Origin of the sequence: Corynebacterium sp. H78 (assembly GCF_037572275.1) — a bacterium.
GTDB lineage: Bacteria > Actinomycetota > Actinomycetes > Mycobacteriales > Mycobacteriaceae > Corynebacterium.
Window position 1 is genome coordinate 298,366 of record NZ_JBBHKX010000002.1, and the last position, 18,615, is coordinate 316,980.

General features: G+C 57.6%; 16 protein-coding genes. 12 read left to right on the plus strand and 4 right to left on the minus strand.

The window, feature by feature from the left end:
• The first annotated feature begins 5 nt into the window (after positions 1-5).
• The 10 genes from WG934_RS02535 (at position 6) to WG934_RS02580 (ending at position 11,745) form a co-directional block, all read left to right on the plus strand.
• Positions 6-1,589: a carboxyl transferase domain-containing protein gene (locus WG934_RS02535; RefSeq protein ID WP_339988569.1), complete on the plus strand. Its 1,584-nt coding sequence runs from the start codon at positions 6-8 to the stop codon at positions 1,587-1,589.
• Positions 1,590-1,619: 30 nt separating this feature from the next.
• Positions 1,620-3,695, plus strand: a complete 2,076-nt coding sequence (locus WG934_RS02540; RefSeq protein WP_339977248.1) for an acetyl/propionyl/methylcrotonyl-CoA carboxylase subunit alpha — start codon at positions 1,620-1,622, stop codon at positions 3,693-3,695.
• A gap of 61 nt (positions 3,696-3,756) precedes the next feature.
• Positions 3,757-4,917, plus strand: a complete 1,161-nt coding sequence (locus WG934_RS02545) for an acyl-CoA dehydrogenase family protein (RefSeq protein WP_339988571.1) — start codon at positions 3,757-3,759, stop codon at positions 4,915-4,917.
• Between the two features lie 2 nt (positions 4,918-4,919).
• Entirely contained in the window at positions 4,920-5,447 is a 528-nt protein-coding gene (locus WG934_RS02550) for a MaoC family dehydratase (protein WP_339988573.1), read from the plus strand.
• A gap of 63 nt (positions 5,448-5,510) precedes the next feature.
• Positions 5,511-6,392: an HpcH/HpaI aldolase/citrate lyase family protein gene (locus tag WG934_RS02555; RefSeq protein ID WP_339977254.1), complete on the plus strand. Its 882-nt coding sequence runs from the start codon at positions 5,511-5,513 to the stop codon at positions 6,390-6,392.
• Between the two features lie 72 nt (positions 6,393-6,464).
• Positions 6,465-8,162: an AMP-binding protein gene (locus tag WG934_RS02560; RefSeq protein WP_339977256.1), complete on the plus strand. Its 1,698-nt coding sequence runs from the start codon at positions 6,465-6,467 to the stop codon at positions 8,160-8,162.
• 3 nt (positions 8,163-8,165) lie between these two features.
• A complete protein-coding gene (locus WG934_RS02565) occupies positions 8,166-8,924 on the plus strand; it encodes a CoA transferase subunit A (protein ID WP_339977258.1) in 759 nt (252 codons plus the stop codon).
• Between the two features lie 48 nt (positions 8,925-8,972).
• Positions 8,973-9,614, plus strand: a complete 642-nt coding sequence (locus WG934_RS02570; protein ID WP_339989221.1) for a 3-oxoacid CoA-transferase subunit B — start codon at positions 8,973-8,975, stop codon at positions 9,612-9,614.
• A 32-nt stretch (positions 9,615-9,646) separates the two neighbouring features.
• Entirely contained in the window at positions 9,647-10,855 is a 1,209-nt protein-coding gene (locus WG934_RS02575; protein WP_339977260.1) for an acetyl-CoA C-acetyltransferase, read from the plus strand.
• A 50-nt stretch (positions 10,856-10,905) separates the two neighbouring features.
• Entirely contained in the window at positions 10,906-11,745 is an 840-nt protein-coding gene (locus tag WG934_RS02580) for an HpcH/HpaI aldolase/citrate lyase family protein (protein WP_339988575.1), read from the plus strand.
• A gap of 37 nt (positions 11,746-11,782) precedes the next feature.
• On the opposite strand, the gene hypD is transcribed toward WG934_RS02580, so the two are convergent.
• Entirely contained in the window at positions 11,783-12,937 is a 1,155-nt protein-coding gene (gene hypD / locus WG934_RS02585; RefSeq protein ID WP_339988577.1) for a hydrogenase formation protein HypD, read from the minus strand.
• 13 nt (positions 12,938-12,950) lie between these two features.
• Positions 12,951-13,217: a HypC/HybG/HupF family hydrogenase formation chaperone gene (locus WG934_RS02590; protein WP_339977266.1), complete on the minus strand. Its 267-nt coding sequence runs from the start codon at positions 13,215-13,217 to the stop codon at positions 12,951-12,953.
• A gap of 84 nt (positions 13,218-13,301) precedes the next feature.
• Between WG934_RS02590 and hypE the strand changes: the two genes are divergently transcribed.
• Positions 13,302-14,435 (plus strand): hydrogenase expression/formation protein HypE, encoded by a 1,134-nt coding sequence (hypE, locus tag WG934_RS02595; protein WP_339977268.1) that lies wholly within the window; start codon positions 13,302-13,304, stop codon positions 14,433-14,435.
• Here the strand turns inward: hypE and hypF are convergent.
• Positions 14,432-16,843, minus strand: coding sequence for a carbamoyltransferase HypF (gene hypF / locus WG934_RS02600; RefSeq protein WP_339988578.1), 2,412 nt, complete (start codon positions 16,841-16,843; stop codon positions 14,432-14,434). The genes hypE and hypF overlap by 4 nt on opposite strands.
• Before the next feature lie 24 nt (positions 16,844-16,867).
• Positions 16,868-18,082: a benzoate/H(+) symporter BenE family transporter gene (locus WG934_RS02605; RefSeq protein ID WP_445228172.1), complete on the minus strand. Its 1,215-nt coding sequence runs from the start codon at positions 18,080-18,082 to the stop codon at positions 16,868-16,870.
• A gap of 191 nt (positions 18,083-18,273) precedes the next feature.
• Between WG934_RS02605 and WG934_RS02610 the strand changes: the two genes are divergently transcribed.
• Positions 18,274-18,615, plus strand: a complete 342-nt coding sequence (locus WG934_RS02610) for a hydrogenase maturation nickel metallochaperone HypA (protein WP_339977272.1) — start codon at positions 18,274-18,276, stop codon at positions 18,613-18,615.

The following is an 18,615-nucleotide window of genomic DNA, read 5'->3' on the forward strand; positions in this document are numbered from 1 at the left end:
AACGCATGACCTCACCTACAGAACAACTGACCAACCGCCAGCGCCATGAAGCGCTGGTCGACGACTTGCGCCAGCTGCTTGATGTCACGGCGCAGGGTGGTTCGGAAAAGGCGCGCTCTCGCCACATTTCTCGCGGCAAACTGCTGCCTCGTCAGCGCATTGACGAGCTGCTTGATCCAGGTAGCCCGTTCCTCGAAGTTGCGCCACTGGCAGCACATGAAATGTACGGAGGCCGTGTACCAGCTGCTGGTGTCGTGTGCGGTATTGGTCTTGTTCAGGGACGACGCTGCATGATCGTCGCAAACGATGCGACAGTCTCCGGCGGTACCTACTACCCAATGACGGTGAAGAAGCACCTGCGCGCGCAGGAAATCGCTGACATGAACCGCCTCCCGTGCATCTACCTCGTTGATTCCGGCGGAGCAATGCTGCTGAACCAGGACGAGGTCTTCCCAGATCGCGATCACTTCGGTCGCATTTTCTACAACCAGGCCAATCTGTCTGCAAAGGGAATCCCACAGATCTCCGCAGTCCTCGGTTCCTGTACTGCAGGTGGCGCATACGTGCCAGCAATGTCGGACGAAGCCGTCATTGTTAAGGAACAGGGCACCATCTTCCTCGCAGGTCCGCCACTGGTGAAGGCCGCCACTGGCGAGGATGTCACCCCTGAAGAGCTCGGTGGTGGCGATCTCCACTCCAAGACTTCGGGTGTTACCGACCATCTCGCACTTGACGATGCCGACGCGCTGCATCGCGTCCGTGGCATCGTCGATACGCTGCCACCAAACGCAGAAGCTCCGTGGGAAGTTCGCGAAACGGTTGATGCGAAGCGACCACAGTCCGATCTTTACGATGTCGTCCCGGTAGATCCGAAGATGCCATACGACGTCCACGAGGTCATTGAAGTCATCGTCGATGGTGGCGAATACCAGGAGTTCAAGGCCGAATACGGACAGACCCTGGTCACCGCGTTCGCTCGCATCCACGGTCATCCAGTCGGCATCATTGCGAATAACGGCATTCTCTTCGCGGAGTCTGCTCAGAAGGGTGCGCACTTCATCGAGTTGTGTGACCAGCGCAAGATTCCTCTCGTATTCCTCCAGAACACCACCGGCTTCATGGTCGGCCGTGAGTACGAGGCCGGCGGTATCGCAAAGCACGGCGCGAAGATGGTCAACGCTGTCGCAACGACCCGCGTACCAAAGTTCACCGTTGTCATCGGTGGCGCGTTCGGTGCTGGCAACTACTCCATGTGTGGTCGCGCCTATTCACCACGTTTCCTCTGGATGTGGCCGAATGCCCGCATCGCAGTGATGGGTGGCCCACAGGCAGCCATGACTTTGTCGACGGTTCGTCGTAACCAGATCGAACGAGCAGGGGAGGAGTGGAGCGCAGAAGAGCAGGAAAACTTTGAAGCTCCAGTCCGCGAGCAGTTCGAAAAGCAGTCGCACTGCTACTACTCGTCGGCTCGACTCTGGGATGACGGAGTCATCGACCCAGCAGACACCCGCCGAGTACTTGGTATGGCCCTCGAAGTCGCAGCAGGTGCGCCACTGGATGATCCAGGCTTCGGCGTATTCCGCATGTAACCCACCAAAAGATAAGGAAGGAGAGAAGAAATGACCGCAAACGCAAACCCACAGATCAACACCGTGCTTGTCGCCAACCGAGGCGAAATCGCCTGCCGCGTGATTCGAACTCTGCGCGATCAAGGTGTCCGTAGCGTCGCAGTATATTCAGACGCAGATGCGGATGCTCCGCACGTACGTGCAGCAGACATTGCAGTTCATATTGGCCCATCGCCAGCGCGCGATTCGTACCTTGTTGCTGACAAGATTCTCGACGCAGCTCGTCGCTCCGGAGCCCAGGCAATTCACCCCGGCTATGGCTTCCTGTCCGAGAATGCAGGCTTCGCTCGCGCTTGTGAAGAAGCTGGCATCGTCTTCATGGGGCCACCAGCAAGCGCCATTGACACCATGGGCGACAAGATTTCCGCCCGTGCTGCAGTTGAAGCACGCGACGTACCAACCGTCCCTGGCTTGTCCCGCCCAGGCCTTACAGACCAGGACCTCATCGACGCAGCTCCTGGGATTGGATTCCCGGTTTTGATTAAGCCTTCCGCCGGTGGTGGCGGCAAGGGTATGCACCGCGTCGAAGATCCAAAAGATCTGCCAAGTGCTCTCGTGACGGCTCGTCGTGAAGCAGCTGGCGCATTCGGCGATGACTCTCTCTTCCTCGAGCACTTCGTCGATACCCCACGCCACATTGAGGTGCAGATTCTTGCTGACACCCACGGAAACGTGATCCACCTCGGCGAGCGTGAGTGCTCGCTGCAGCGTCGCCATCAGAAGGTTATTGAGGAAGCACCGTCTCCGCTTCTCGACGAAGCAACTCGCGCCCGCATTGGCGAAGCAGCATGCGACGCTGCTCGTTCGGTCGGCTACGTAGGTGCTGGCACCGTGGAGTTCATTGTTCCCGCAAAGGATCCAGACAAGTTCTACTTCATGGAGATGAATACTCGTCTCCAGGTGGAGCATCCAGTGACGGAAGAAGTGACTGGCCTGGACCTGGTAGAGCTTCAGCTGGCTATTGCCCGTGGCGAGAAGCTGCCGGTGACTCAAGATGAGGTCACTCTCACCGGTCACTCCATCGAAGCTCGTGTGTACGCAGAGGATCCGGCTGCTGGCTTCCTTCCAACGGGTGGTCGCGTAACTCGCGTGGTGGAGCCTTCCGGCCCAGGTATCCGAGTGGACTCGGGTATTGCTGATGGCTCTGAAATCACCTCGTTGTATGACCCGATGCTGATGAAGGTCATCTCGCACGGCGCGGATCGTGCGGAAGCCCTGCAGCGCCTTGATCGAGCACTCGCAAACACTGTCGTAGCTGGTGTCGGAGTCAACGTTGACTTCTGTCGCTACCTGATTTCGGTGCCAGACGTTGTGTCCGGCGATTTGGACACCGGCCTGTTGGACCGCGTTGCGGGAGACTTCACTGTCGACGATGTCCCAGATGAGGCATACATCGCAGCGACCATGGCATGGCTCGCCCGTCGTTGGCCAACCCGCCCAAGCTCGCCATGGCAGGTACCAGACGCATGGCGTTCTGGTCGTACTGCTGCACAGCGTCTGCGCCTAGCAGCCGCAGGCAACTCGGGGTCGGAGGACTCCGTCCTGATGAGCGTCACTGGTTCGCCTACCAACGCAGAAGTCGTTGTCGGTGATGTTGTCGCAGGTATCTCCGACACCGAAGCCGACGAGGCACCACAACCACGCACGTATCACACAGCAGTTCACCGCGATGGAGACTTGTGGCGCGTTGACTGCGATGGACTTGCCCGACACTGGTCCGTCGATGTTGTTGGAGACGACAGCCACGATGCGACAGCGGAACTCGACATCATCGTTTCCTCCGACGAAGGCACCTGGGTTCTTCGTCGCTGCCACGTCGTTGCTTCCGCAGCTGACGACGAAGCTGGCGATGGCGCCATCGTCTCGCCAATGCCAGGCGCTGTTATCGCACTGGTCGCTGAAGACGGAGCAACCGTCGAGGTAGGCGACCCAATCATCGCCGTCGAGGCCATGAAGATGGAGCACACCTTGAAGGCCGAAACCGCAGGCACCGTGGAATTCCACGTCGCCGCCGGCGATCAGGTCACTGCTGACCAAGCCTTGGCGACGATCCACCCCGCCGAGTAACAAACCACCTCACAAGCACAGCTTTCACCACACCACACATCGCGCACCAAGGAGTATTGACATGACTGACATCAACACCGCTGTATTGCCAGACGAGTACGTAGAGCTGCAGAAGGTCGTTCGCGACTTCGCTAACGAGGTCGTTGACCCAGTTTCTGCTGAGCACGACAAGAACCACACCTTCCCATACGAAGTTGTTGCCCACATGGGCGAGATGGGCCTCTTCGGTCTGCCAATCTCGGAAGAGTATGGCGGCATGGGCGGCGACTACCTGTCTTTCGGTATCGCACTTGAAGAGTTGGCGAAGGTTGACCAGTCGGTCGCCATTACGCTTGAAGCTGGCGTTGGCCTCGGTGCAATGCCGATCTACCACTTCGGTAACGAAGAGCAGAAGGCACAGTGGCTGCCAGACCTCGCAGCAGGCAAGCGCTTGGCAGGATTCGGTCTGACCGAACCAGATGCTGGCTCCGACGCAGGTGCAACCCGTACTACCGCTCGCGAAGACGGAGACGAGTGGGTTATCGACGGCAACAAGCAGTTCATCACCAACTCCGGCACTGACATCACCTCCCTGGTCACCGTCACTGCTGTGACTGGTGTTGCAGATAACGGCAAGAAGGAAATCTCGACCATCATCGTTCCTTCCGGAACTGAAGGCTTCACCGTTGAGCCTGCATACGACAAGGTCGGCTGGAACGCATCGGACACGCACCCACTGTCCTTTGACGGCGTGCGCGTACCAAAGGAAAACCTCCTGGGCGTCCGCGGTCGTGGCTTCGCCAACTTCCTGTCTATCCTCGCCGAAGGCCGCGTAGCAATCGCCGCACTGGCAACCGGTGCAGCCCAGGGCTGTGTCGACGAGTCGGTTCGCTACGCCAAGGAGCGCGTCTCCATGGGGCGCCCAATCGCCGAATACCAGGCGATCTCCTTCAAGATTGCTCGCATGGAAGCTCGTGCACACGCAGCTCGCGTCGCCTGGTACGACGCTGCTGCAAAGATGGCAGCGGGCAAGGACTTCCGTCGCGAGGCATACATCGCCAAGATGATCGCGTCCGAGGCAGCTATGGACAACTCCCGTGACGCAACTCAGATTCATGGTGGATACGGATTCATGAATGAGTACCGCGTCTCCCGCCACTACCGTGACTCCAAGATCCTGGAGATCGGCGAGGGCACCACCGAAGTTCAGCTCATGCTGATCGCTCGCGGACTGGGGCTGTAATCATGACAAACAACGTAGCTGGAAACGACGCAGCACAGAGCTCAGCTAAGGAAATTGTCCAGCGTGGACTGTGGTTCGAAGAGTACGAAGAGGGCGCTCGTTACCTGCACCGGCCAGGTCGCACGGTCACTGAAACTGACGACGTCACTTTCACCACTCTGACCATGAACACCCAGCCACTGCACTTGGATGCACATTGGTCCTCACAGCAGCCAGGTTTTGGTGGGCAGCGACTGGTCAACTCGATGTGGACTTTGTCCACGGTCGTTGGCCTCAGCGTATCGCAGCTGACCTTGGGCACGATCGTCGCAAATCTCGGTTTCACTGAAGTGGCTTTCCCAGCGCCGATGTTCCACGGAGACACTCTCTACGCAGAGACCGTGTGCACCTCGAAGCGACTGTCAAAGTCCCGTCCGAACCAGGGCATCGTCGAGCTCGAACACATTGGCCGCAATCAGGACGGCACGATCGTGTGCCGTGCAGTCCGCAAGACGCTCGTTCAGTGTGATCCAGCATTGGCTGAATCCTAGAAACCCACCACCGACACTTCGGTCTTCGTAGTCCACAGCTCTTCGTACACAAAGGCAAAGCACATGACTGACCCACAGAAGAACTCCACCGGCCACAACGGCGGATGGATTCCGGCAGGACCAGCCATTCTTTTCACTCCGGCTGACCGCTCCGACCGTTTCGCTAAAGCAGCGGAACGAGCAGACATGGTCATCTTGGACTTGGAAGACGGCTGCCGTCCTGAGAACCGAGCTTCAGCTCGTGCAGGGATTATCGACAACCCACTGGATCCGGAGCGCACCATCATCCGAATCAATCCAGCGGATTCTCCGGAGCATGCAGCAGACCTCGAGATGCTTGCTCAGACACAATATTCATTGGTCATGCTGCCAAAAGCAGAATCCTCGGCGGCAGTTGAAGCTCTAGCTGGGTACAAGGTCATTGCCCTCATCGAAACTCCACTCGGAGTCCTGCGTGCCGATGACATCGCAACTGCCTCCAACGTTGTCTCTCTGTTCTGGGGAGCAGAGGACCTCGTGGCAGGGCTTGGCGGAACGTCATCTCGCTTCCAAGACAATGAAGCAGTCGACAACACCATCATCCCGGGCACCTACCGCGATGTTGCACGCCACGCACGTGCTCGCACGCAACTCGCAGCAGCAGCCTTCGGTCACGCTGCGCTTGACTCCGTGCACGTAGACATCAAGGACGAAGCCGGACTTCGCTCCGAAGCCCTTGATGCCGCGGCACTCGGCTACGCCGCTACTGTCTGCATTCACCCAAGCCAGGTCGCCATCATTCGGGACGCCTACCGTCCGACGGATGAGCAAGCTGACTGGGCTCGCAGGCTCCTCGCGGAAGCAGAACACAACCAGGGCGCTTTCAGCTTCGAGGGACGCATGGTCGACGCGCCACTGTTCCGACAGGCAGAAGCTATCGCGCGCCGGGCTGCGGCAACGACGTAGTCGTCGTCACGCTCGCTGACACACAGCAATTCACAATCTCACTTCATATTTTTCATATTCCAGGAGAACACCATGTCTGAGCTCAAGACCCAAGCAACACCATTCGGCAAAGAAGTTATTTCCGAAGACGGCACCATCATGTCCCACGTTTTTGGTGCAGGCGTCGATCAGGGAGCTGTTCCACTTCGCAATGAAACGCTGGGCGCCAACCTGAAGTCCATCGTGGAGCGTTTCCCTAATCGCGACTGCATCATCGATGTTTACGCGGACGTTTCCTTCACCTACGAGCGCTTCTACAACCGTGTGCTCCGCCTCGCGACGACGTTTGCACGCGCCGGCTACAAAAAGGGTGACCGGATCGGCATTTGGTCGACGAACCGCTGGGAGTGGCTCGTCGTGCAGTACGCGTGCCACCACTTGGGTTTGATCCTGGTGAACATCAACCCGGCATACCGCCAGCATGAGCTGAACTACGTACTGGAGAAGGCAGGCGTTCGTTGCGTCTTTGCCGCGAAGCGCTTCAAGGATTCCGACTACCGCACCATGCTGTTGGAAGCATCGAAGCAGCGTGGCGTGAAGCTCGACAAGGTTGTGTACTTCGGTTCCGCTGACTGGTACGACATCATGCATGGCGACATCGACGATCTGTCGTCGTACACGGCTGATCTCGACGCAGATGATGCCGTTAATATCCAGTTCACCTCGGGCACCACCGGCTTCCCGAAGGGTGCGACGCTGTCGCACACGAACATTCTGAACAACGGCTACTTCATTGGTGAGCTGCTTGGCTACACCGAAGAAGACCGCGTGTGTATTCCAGTTCCGTTCTTCCACACCTTCGGCATGGTCATCGGTACCATTGCTACGTTCTCGCACGGTGGCGCAGTCATCATCCCAGCGCCATCGTTCAAGGCTCGTGAGACTCTGAAGGCTGTCCACTCCGCGAAGGCAACGTCTCTGTACGGTGTGCCGACCATGTTCATTAATGCTCTGGAAGAGGCGCATGACCATGAGGAGTACGGATCTCCATACGACTTCTCCACGCTGCGCACTGGTGTGATGGCGGGTACGTCGTGTCCTTCGAAGACCATGCGTGAAGTCATGGATCAGATGAACATGAAGGAAATCGCGATTTGCTACGGCATGACCGAAACCTCCCCGGTGAGCTTCCAGACCCGTAAGGACTCCCCACTGGAGAAGCGCGTCAATACCGTTGGACAGATCATGCCTCACCTTGAAGCTCGCATTATTTGTGAGGACACCGGCGAGACCTTGCCACGCGGTGACCAGGGCGAGATCGTTGTTCGCGGCTACTCCGTGATGCGTGAGTACTGGCACCACCCAGAGAAGACTGCTGAAGCAATTGATCCAGAAGGCTGGATGCACACCGGCGACCTCGGCGTCATTGATGAGGACGGTTACCTCGCAGTAACCGGTCGTATCAAGGACATGCTGATCCGTGGTGGCGAGAACATTTACCCACGTGAAATCGAAGAGTTCCTGTTCACACACCCAGACATCGTTGACGCGCAGGTCATTGGTGTTCCAGACGACAAGTACGGCGAAGAGATCATGGCTTGGATCATTCTTCACGACGACGTCGAGGATCTTACGCAGCAGCAGATCGCGGAGTTCGCCGACGGCAAGCTGTCTCGTCACAAGATTCCTCGCTATGTCCACGTCGTTAACGAGTTCCCAATGACGGCATCGGGCAAGGTCCGCAAGGTCGAAATGCGTGAAGAAGCGCCAAAGATTCTGGGGTGGGTGTAATTCATGAGCAAGACAACGGAATTGAGCGGTCGCGAGCTCGTCGCGTCGCTGGTGAAAGATGGCATGATCATCGCAGTCGGCGGCTTCGGACTCTGTGGTGTTCCATACACTCTTATTGAAGGAGTCCGTGACTCCGGTGCAAAGAACTTGACCATCGTCAGTAACAACATGGGCATTGATGCCACTGGCCTGGGCATCCTGCTGGACAATCATCAGGTATCCAAGGTTGTTGCCAGTTACGTTGGCGAGAACAAAGAGTTTGCCCGTCAGTACCTGGAAGGCGAGCTGGAAGTCGAGTTCACGCCACAGGGCACCTTGGCTGAGCGACTCCGCGCAGGTGGTGCAGGTATTCCTGCGTTTTACACCGCAACCGGTGTCGGCACGCTGGTAGCAGAAGGCAAGCCGCACGCTGAATTCGATGGCAAGACGTACGTTCAGGAACGCGGCATTGTCGCTGACCTTGGTTTGGTACATGCCTGGCGTGGCGATGTCGATGGCAACCTGATCTACCGTTCCACCGCACAGAACTTCAACCCATTGTGCGCAGCGGCTGGTCGAGTCACCGTCGCGGAAGTGGAAGAACTGCACGAGCGTGGTTCTTTCGCGCCAGATTCGATCATGACGCAGGGCGTGTTCGTTCACCACGTGGTGGAGGGAGACGGCCGAGAGAAGCTCATCGAACAGCGGACGACTCGTCCAGCACCGAAGTCGGCAGACGAGCCAGTTGATCTGGCAGCCGCAGCAACAGGAGAGGAAGTGTAAGTCATGCCTCAGTCAAAGAAAACGCAGGAAAAGCCCGCAGCAATGACCATGGGCTGGAGCCGTGATGACATGGCTGCAATGGCTGCCACCGAGTTGAAGGATGGCGATTACGTCAACCTCGGCATCGGCATTCCAACCAAGGTTGCTAACCACATTCCAGAGGGAGTGCGCGTTCTGCTACAGAGCGAAAACGGCATTCTCGGGATGGGGCCTTTCCCCATCGAAGGTGAAGAAGATGCTGACCTGATCAATGCAGGAAAGCAGACAGTCACCTTGGTCGAAGGCGCAGCAGTCTTTGACTCTGCGACCAGCTTCGCCATGATTCGCGGTGGCCACGTCAAGATGGCGGTCCTTGGTGCCATGCAGGTCAGCGAATGCGGTGACCTGGCCAACTGGATGATTCCCGGAAAAATGGTCAAAGGCATGGGCGGCGCAATGGATCTGGTTGCGGGAACCCCCCGTGTGGTGGTGCTCACAGACCATGTAGCCCGCGATGGCAAGGCAAAACTCGTAAAGTCCTGCGATCTGCCACTTACTGGTGCAAAAGTAGTGGACAGGATCATCACCAATTTGGGTAGCTTCGATGTAGTCGACGACCACTTGGTGCTGAAAAAGCTAGCTCCAGGTGTCACTTTGGCTGATATCGAAGCAAACACCGATGCTGCATACGTCGTAGAACTCGACGACTAAGCCTATTTATTTTCTAAAGGAGAAATCTCAACATGTCTGCAATTCCTTCACCAAACCCTAACGACGTCGTTATTCTCGCGGGTGCGCGAACCCCGCTCGGTAAGATGCTGGGCAGTCTTGCGTCGCAGAGCTCTGTAGATCTGGGCGCACACGCTGTGAAGCATGCTATTGAGCGCGCTGGTGTTAAGCCAGAAGATGTCGATCGCCTGATCATGGGACAGGTTGTACTTGCTGGAGCTGGACAGAACCCATCCCGCCAGACGGCTATCAAAGCTGGTCTGCCGTGGAATGTTCCATGCGAGATCGTCAACAAGGTGTGCCTGTCCGGTCTGACCGCGATCATTAACGCATCCCGCTTGATTCGCTTGGGTGAAGCAGATGTCATCGTTGCTGGTGGCCAGGAATCCATGACCAATGCACCACATGTTGCACGTGGCGTTCGTCAGGGCAAGGGCTTCGGCACCCTTGCTATGGAAGACACCTTGGAGCGCGACGGTCTCGTTGACTCCTTCGACGGTGTCTCCATGGGCACCCTCACCGATGGCCCAAATGCAGATCTTGGCATTACCCGCGAACAGCAGGATGAAGTCGCCGCTGGTTCCCACCAGCGTGCAGCAAAGGCGCAGGCTGAAGGCATCTTCGCTGAGGAGATTGTGCCAATCGAGATTCCACAGCGCAAGGGTGACCCAGTTGTTGTCGACTCTGACGAGGGCATTCGCCCAGACACTACCGTCGAAACGTTGTCGAAGCTGCGTGCAGTGTTCTTGAAGGAAAACGGCACCATCACTGCTGGTAACGCATCCCAGATCTCCGATGGTGCGGCAGCAGTTGTGCTGGCCCGTCGTAGCTGGGCAGAGGAGCGCGGCCTGGACTACCTCGCGGTTGTCGGTACTGCTGGCCAGACCGCAGGCCCAGACAATTCGCTGCACTCCCAGCCTTCCGACAGCTTGAAGGATGCCCTAAACAAGGCTGGCTGGACCCCAGGTGACCTGGACTTCATCGAGATCAACGAAGCATTCGCTGCAGTCGCAGTCCAGTCGCTGCGTGACCTCGACTACCCACTGGAAAAGTGCAACATTTACGGTGGCGCAATCGCACTTGGCCACCCAATCGGTTGCTCCGGTACTCGCTTGGCGTTCACCGCAGCGATGGAGCTGAACCGTCGTGGTTCCGGCCGCGCGGGAGTGTCCCTCTGTGGTGGCGGTGGCCAGGGTGACGCACTGCTGCTGTACCGCGACTAATTGCTGCTAGAGCCTCCAATGAAGCGGGGCCAGCAGGTAGCTTTGGGAGTATGAAATCCACTTTCCCTTGGTTGCCAGCTGGCCCCGCTTTGCTGTTCGCTCCTGCTGATCGTCCAGATCGATTTGAGAAAGCCCTTGAACGCGCCGATGGAGTCATCGTCGACCTCGAAGACGGCGCTGCTGTCGACGGACATGAGGAAGCTCGCCAGAATATTCTGGAGAATCCGCTGCCGCGTGAACGCACCATTTTGCGTATCACCGGTCCTGGCACCCCGACGTTCGCAGAGGACGTGAGGTTCGCACACCAGGCTCCTTACGACGTCGTCATGGTGCCTAAGATCCGGTCGGAAGTACCTGCGGAACTTGCTGGTTTGAAGATCATCGCGATGATCGAAACCCCTGAAGCCGTCATCAATATCAAGGAGATTGCGCAGAACCCTAGCGTCGTCGGCCTGTTCTGGGGCGCCGAGGATCTCGCTGCCGAGCTCGGCGGTACGACGTCGCGTCTAACCGAGAAAGAGAATCCGCTTCGCCCATATCGCGATCCACAGCGCCTCGCCCGCACTTTGATGATCATGCACGCAGCCGCTGCAGGGATTGCCACGATTGATGCTGTGCACGTTGATTTCCATGACGACGAAGGCCAGTATCTTGAGGCCCTGGATGCAGCTGGCTGTGGTTTCGCTGCCACCGCATGTATCCACCCTGCCATGGTTCCCGCTGTACGCAGGGCATATATGCCAAGTGAGGAGGAGCTTGCTCGGGCAAAGGCGATCGTCGAACGTGCCAACGACGAAGTAGGTGCTTTCCAGCTGGACGGCGAGATGATTGATATGCCCGTCGTCAAGCAGGCGCGTATCACCGTGGCGCGCGCGGGGCAGTCGGTTTAAGGCGTAGGCCTAGAGGACAGCACCGTGAGCGGTGTACCTAAGCCTGCGCATTCGCGGCGAGGTTCTTTGTAACCTCGCGGTTGATGCGACCGAAATTGTAGTACGCAGCGCATGCACCCTCTGGGGACACCATGCACGTGCCAATCGGCGTTGCTGGGGTGCAGGCGGTGCCGAACACTCGACACTGCCACGGCTTGATTTGCCCGGTGAGGACAGAGCCACATTCACAGGAGACAGGGTCGGGGATTTGTTCGCCAGGAACGTGGAAGCGCTTCTCTGCGTCCCAATCGGCGAATTCTTCGGAGATGCCGAGACCAGACTGCTCGATCCAGCCGAGGCCCCGCCATTCGAAAGTGTCCCGCAGCGTGAACGTGCGACTCATGAGTTCCAGCGCGCGGACATTTCCTTCTCGACGAACTACACGTGAGTACTGATTTTCCACGGTAGCGTTCCCCGCTGTGACAGCACCAGAAATGAACTGGTCAAGCAACATCACGACTGATTGCAATACGTCCAATGGCTCGAAGCCCGTGACGACGCACGGCATGTTGAATTCGTCAACGAGGAAGTCGAAAGCCTTTGTGCCGACGGTCGTCGCCACATGTCCGGGCCCGATAAAACCATCAACCTTGGTTTCTCCACCATTGGCGATCGTGCGCAGTGGCGGCTCGATGGTGACGTGGTTGGAGAACACCGAGAAGTTCTTCACGTTGTCGCGCTTGGCGGCCATGAGAGTCACAGCCGTCGATGGGGCAGTGGTCTCGAATCCGACGGCAAAGAAAATGACATGCTTGTCCGGGTTTTCCTTGGCGATGCGCAAAGAATCGAGCGGGGAGTACACAAACCGCACGTCAGCGCCACGGGCACGCGCTTGCATGAGAGATTCTTTTGATCCGGGGACACGCATCATGTCACCGAACGTCGTAAAGATGACGTTGGGTTGGTTGGCAAGCCACAGCGCGTCGTCCACGCGGCCCATCGGAATGACACACACTGGGCAGCCAGGACCGTGTACGAGTTCGATGTTCTCTGGAAGCAGATTCTCGATGCCGTAGCGGTAAATCGTGTGGGTATGCCCACCGCAGACTTCCATGAGAGCAATCGGGGAATCGAGCTTCTTGGCATCTGCTTCGATTCGCCGAAGGAGTGCTTTCGCTGCCGCAGGATCGCGGTATTCGTCTACATATTTCATGAGGAAGAGCCTTCTAAATCTGCGATGACGTGAACGAATCCAATTCGTCCTCGTATGTTCCGCCGCCAAGTTGCTTGATTTGCTGCATTGTTTGCTGGGCTTCTTCTTCGTCAATCTTGCTCATTGCGAAGCCCACGTGAACCAGGACCCAATCGCCAATAGCGAGATCCTCGCCCATGAGGAGGTCGGTAGAAATCATGCGTTCAACGCCACCGATAGCGGCTTTCGCGCGACTGGCATCTTCCACATCGACGATGACCGCTGGAACACCAAGGCACATATGAAACTCTCCTTTAGACACCTAGAGGCTACCATGTGAACAGCAACCGATTAGTCACGGAAACTTACGAGAAAAGGCACGTTAATGCAGCCGAAGAATCGCTTGAACGAATGCGAAAACAAGGTCAATTCCAATATTGATAGGGTTCGTTCCCGTCCATTTCGGCTGACAGATGACTTTGTCACCCTCGCTCACGGTTCCGGCGGAAAGGCTTCAGCGGCGCTCGTTGAACAGGTCTTTTTCGATGCTTACGGGAACCCGGTACTCGCTCAGGGTGGCGACTCGGGAGTTGTCGGATTGGCCGAGATCGTCGCTGCTGCAGGCAACGACGATCCTGCGGAGGCGATGGCAGGTTCGGTGGCTTTTTCCACGGACTCCTATGTGGTCAATCCCATCGAATTTCCTGGTGGTGACATCGGTGAGCTGGCGGTGAACGGCACTGTGAACGATCTCGCGGTTGCCGGTGCCAACCCGAAGGTCATTTCCGCGGCGTTCGTTCTCGAAGAGGGCTTGGAGATTACAGTGCTGCGTCGCATCGTCGAATCGATGCGTCATGCTGCAGACAAGGCCGGTGTGACTATTGTCGCTGGCGATACCAAAGTGGTGCCGAAGGGTGCCTGCGACCGGATGTACATTACGACGGCTGGTGTCGGCTTCATCCCCGCGGGTAAGGAAGCATCGTACACAAACGTTGCTGTCGGCGACCGGATTATCGTTTCGGGTCCAATTGCGGATCACGGCATGGCCGTCATGATGGCCCGCGGTGATCTCGCGATGGTCGCGCCCATCAAGTCCGATACGCAGGCGGTGAATGGTCAGGTTGCCGCGCTCATGGCTGCTGCGCCGAACACCCGGTGGATGCGCGATGCCACTCGTGGTGGTGTCGCCACGGTGATGAACGAGCTCGCCCGTGGCACTGGTTTGGGCGTGGTGCTTGACGACGAAGCAATTGCCGTGCGTGAAATGACTCGCGGTGCCTGCGACATGTTGGGTATTGACCCGCTGTACGTCGCAAACGAAGGCACGTTCGTCGCAGTCGTTGCGGCCGACGAAGCCGAGACAGCATTGGCCGCATTGCGTGAGGCAGGTGCTCCAGAAGCATGTCTCATCGGGCGAATCGAAGAACAGCCGGCAGCATCAGTCGTGCTTGTCACCGGCTTTGGTGGAACACGCATGGTGGACATGTTGGTGGGCGATCCACTTCCGCGTATTTGCTAATCATCGGCTGCACGGCTTGCCCGGCCAACTGACAACCGTCCCGCCAGTGCTTGCCCCAGACTCAGTCCGCCGTCATTGGCGGGGACGCTACGATGTTCCAACAATCGATAGCCCGCAGCACTCACGCGTTCCCGGATTAGCGCGGTAAACACCCGGTTGAGCGCGCATCCACCCGTGAGTCCCACCACCTGAGTGTCTGATCGCTGTGCAATGTTGACCAACTGATCAGCGATGATTCGTGCGAGTCCGTCGTGAAAGAGGAAAGCACGCTCGGCGAGGGGACGTTGCTCGCATAGTTCGACGAAAAGTTCAGTGAGGGTGCGTGCCGACGACCGCCGCGTCCGCTCCGATCCAGTCACGCGGAGATAGGACGATGCGTAGCGTTCCAATTCCATGGCCGCCTGTGCCTCATACGAGGTGGCAAATGCTACGGAGGACGTGGTCTGTTCCGAGGCCAAGATCAGCGCTGCCGCAGCATCGAAGACGCGACCACACGAGCTGCTTTTCACCAACCCGATGCCGTTGTTCAGTTGGGAGGTAACGAGCGCGGTTTCGGCGCTAAACGAAGCGTTCATGTCACCAGAGACGTGCGAGCGAAGCGCAGCCATCATTGTGGATTCGACCTCCGGCAGCTGCCATGCATGCGCGATACCGGCAGCTAGTCGCCACGGATGCCGAACCGCTCGGTCGCCACCAACGATGTCGAATTCTGGAATATGCCAGGAGCGTTCCCACTGACCGCTTGGACGCACGGTGAGGATTTCACCGCCCCAGATGCTGCCGTCTGTTCCATAACCTGTGCCGTCGAGAGTTGCGATGACGGCAGTGTCGTCGTGAAGCGAATGCTCTGCGATAAGTGACAACGCATGCGCGTAGTGGTGCTGGACCTGGAGAAGAGTCGCACCGAAACGGTCGGCGAGACGATCTGCCAATGCGGTTGTCGAGTAATTCGGGTGGGAATCGCAGACGATAAGATCCGGGGTGACTCGGCGCATCTGCAGCATTTGCTCGACGGCAGCTAGGAAGGCATCGTGACTGGCCAACGATTCCATATCGCCAACGTGCGCAGAGACGTACGCCAAGTCTTCGTGAGCCACTGTGAACGTATTTTTCAGCTCGCCACCGGTCGCGAGAATGGTGGGTACGGAGTTTCGCTGCGTCGGCAATACCATCGGCAGGGGCGCATACCCGCGGGATCTGCGTGATGGGTGCTCACCAATGAATACGGAGTCTTCAACCGGTACGTGAATCGGGCGGTCATGGAGGAGGAAAGCATCGGCGATGTGGGCGAGTCGCGTCCGTGCCTGATCGTTGGTGAAACACAATGGCTCTGAGGTTAGGTTGCCTGATGTCGCCACCAGGGGTCTGTCCACTAGCAACGTGTGCAGTGGTGTGTAAGGCAACATGACACCGATGTCAGCTAGCCCCGGTGCCACCGATGTCGCGATCGTGGTTCCGATCTCGTTGTCAGCTGGTTCAGCAACTGAGTCGGGAGTTCCATTGGCGCGCATTGGGGCAATCACAATTGGATGCGCCGGAGACTCCAGTAGCTCTCGCTCGGCCTGAGATAGCTCACAAAGTGCAGTCGCCGTCGCCAGGTCCGGCACCATCACCGCGAACGGTTTTGCTGGGCGACGCTTGCGCTGTCTGAGCTTTGCGACTGCGTCTTCATTCGACGCATCACACAGCAAATGGAAACCGCCGAGGCCCTTGACCGCGAGAATGGCGCCGGAATCAAAGAGTTGCTGGGCAGCTCTTAACACCTCTGCGACATGCGCAGGGGAGCGTCCCTTGGTGTTTGTGGGCGGTGCTGCGACACGACGATCGTCGTCAAGTTCTTCCAACCACAAGTGTGGACCGCAGTCTGGGCAGCTGATGGGCTGTGCATGATAGCGACGATCAGTCGGGTTGGTGTATTCCGCGTGGCATGCATCGCACATATCGAAGATGCGCATCGTGGTGGCTGGTCGGTCGTAGGGGAGATCCTCAATGATGGACAACCGCGGACCGCAATTTGTGCAGGTTGTAAACGGATAGTGATAGCGCCGGTTGGTTGGATCGGACATGTCTGCGAGACAGTCAGGGCAGGTGGCAACATCGGGGGGAATGAGTGTGCGCTCTCCTGCCAAGGACACTGATTCCACGATTCGAAAATCGGTGTCGGAATCGTATAGTGGCAGCTCGCGGTGCTCGATTGAGATGATCCGAGCTAGTGGAGGAAGAGTGTCCCTCAGTCGGATCATGAATGCAGAAATATCACTGGCCTGACCCTGCGCTTCGATGAAAACTCCGTGGTCGTCGTTACCGCAAAAGCCAGTAATAGGGAAAAGACGGGCAGTGGTGGCGACGTGCGGGCGGAATCCTACGCCCTGTACAACACCACGAATCCGGTAGCGACGACGAATCATACTTTCACTGTAGTTGGGGTGATTTTATGGTTGCTGATCCAGCAAATGAGCGATGGCCCAACCGATCACGATGCCCCAAAATGGAGCTGAGATGCCCAGTAGTGTCAGGTTGGACACGGTGATGAGGAAACACACCAGTGCGCCTGTTGAATATGAGCCCTTGAATCCAGCCAAGAAAGCATTCTTCAGTGGCGTCAGCATCGCGACACCCGCGAGTGCTGTAATAAATGCTTCCGGCATTGCCAACATGAATCCCACGAAGGCTGGCGCAAACAAGCCAACAGTAATGGCTCCAACCGCAGTCACCATCGCGGCTGCATAGTGCCGTCGGCGATCACCACTGGCAACAATCAGGGCATTCGTAGGGCCAGTGAGACACGTCGAAATATTGCCAATGAACGCCATCGGAAGAGACCACAGTCCACTGGCCGCAGCAGCAAGATTCACTTGTGGCTTGTGTCCTGCCGCGCTCAACACGGCGATACCTTGGCCGTTCTGCACGATCACAACTGTGATGGCCAGCGGAATAACAAGTTCAGCCATTGCTCCCATCGAGAACTCGGGAGCCGTAAAGACTGGTTGCGCGATGGTGCCGTCGTCAAGAGCTCCCGGAGTGAGTCGGTTCGCAACCACCGCGATCAGCGTGCCGACGATCGCCGCCACAGCTACCGGTGGTGCGATGGCGGAGATACGAGGCGACAGGCTAAGTGCGATGAAGACGATGATCATCGGCAAAGCAATGAGAGGATCCGCGGTTGCCGAGTCGATGAGTCCGAGACCGAATCTCAAGAAGATGCCGGCGACCATCGCCATGATGATGGGGGCGGGGAGCACGGCCATGAGCCTCCCGATCAAGCCAGTCCACCCCACCAGAAAGACGAGTATGCCAGTCGCGAGGTAGGCGCCGATGACCTCACCGAAGCTGAGATGTCGGAGTGCGTCGCCGACGATAACGGTGCCGGGGATAGTCCAGAAATACGCCTGCGGCGATCGATACAGGTACGTCAGCAGGAGAGTCAGAATGCCGTTGCCAAGAAACGCGCCGAAGATCCACGATGATGTTTGATTCGGGCTGAGCTGTCCCGCCGCAGCCGCAGCCAAAATAACGGCGATTGGTCCGGACGCAGAGAAGATAAGGGCGACAAGACCGTTGCCAATTTCTTGTGATCCTAAGTCGCGTTTTACCTCTTTCCACGTAGGGCGGGCAAGTGTGGGCTTCTCGACGGCGTTTAACAGCATGACAGCTATTGTGTCGCACATCACGTTAGAGAAATGGTAGTTGTGTTGAGTCGTACCAACGTGAGACGCGACAGCTAGAAATTGACGCGTTCGTACTGGTGAAGCATGGTATGCGGTGTTCGTGAAGTGAACGTGGGTGCCCCCAACGGACGCTAACCGGGTGATGCCTCGAAACTGCTACCGTCAAAGGTGTGCATGAGGTTGCTTTGAGTATGCAATTGGCGCAGGTCGTTACCAGGGCGGCAGGCCAGCGAACGGTAAAAGAAGTGCGAGTCAAAATTGGCGCGCTGCGGCAAGTGGTTCCAGAAACCCTTGCCTACGCATGGCAGTTCGTACCAAAAGCAGCAAATCTCACAGATGCAGAACTCGACATTGAGTGGGTACCCGCAGTTGTCGAATGTCCACAAGGTCATCGCACACAGTTAGGGCATGAACTCGGTTTCTCGTGCCCGACGTGCGCTGCCCCCGCCCGTCTCATTAGTGGCGAAGAGTTCACAGTCATAGACATCGAAGTAGAAGGAGAAGCGCAGTAA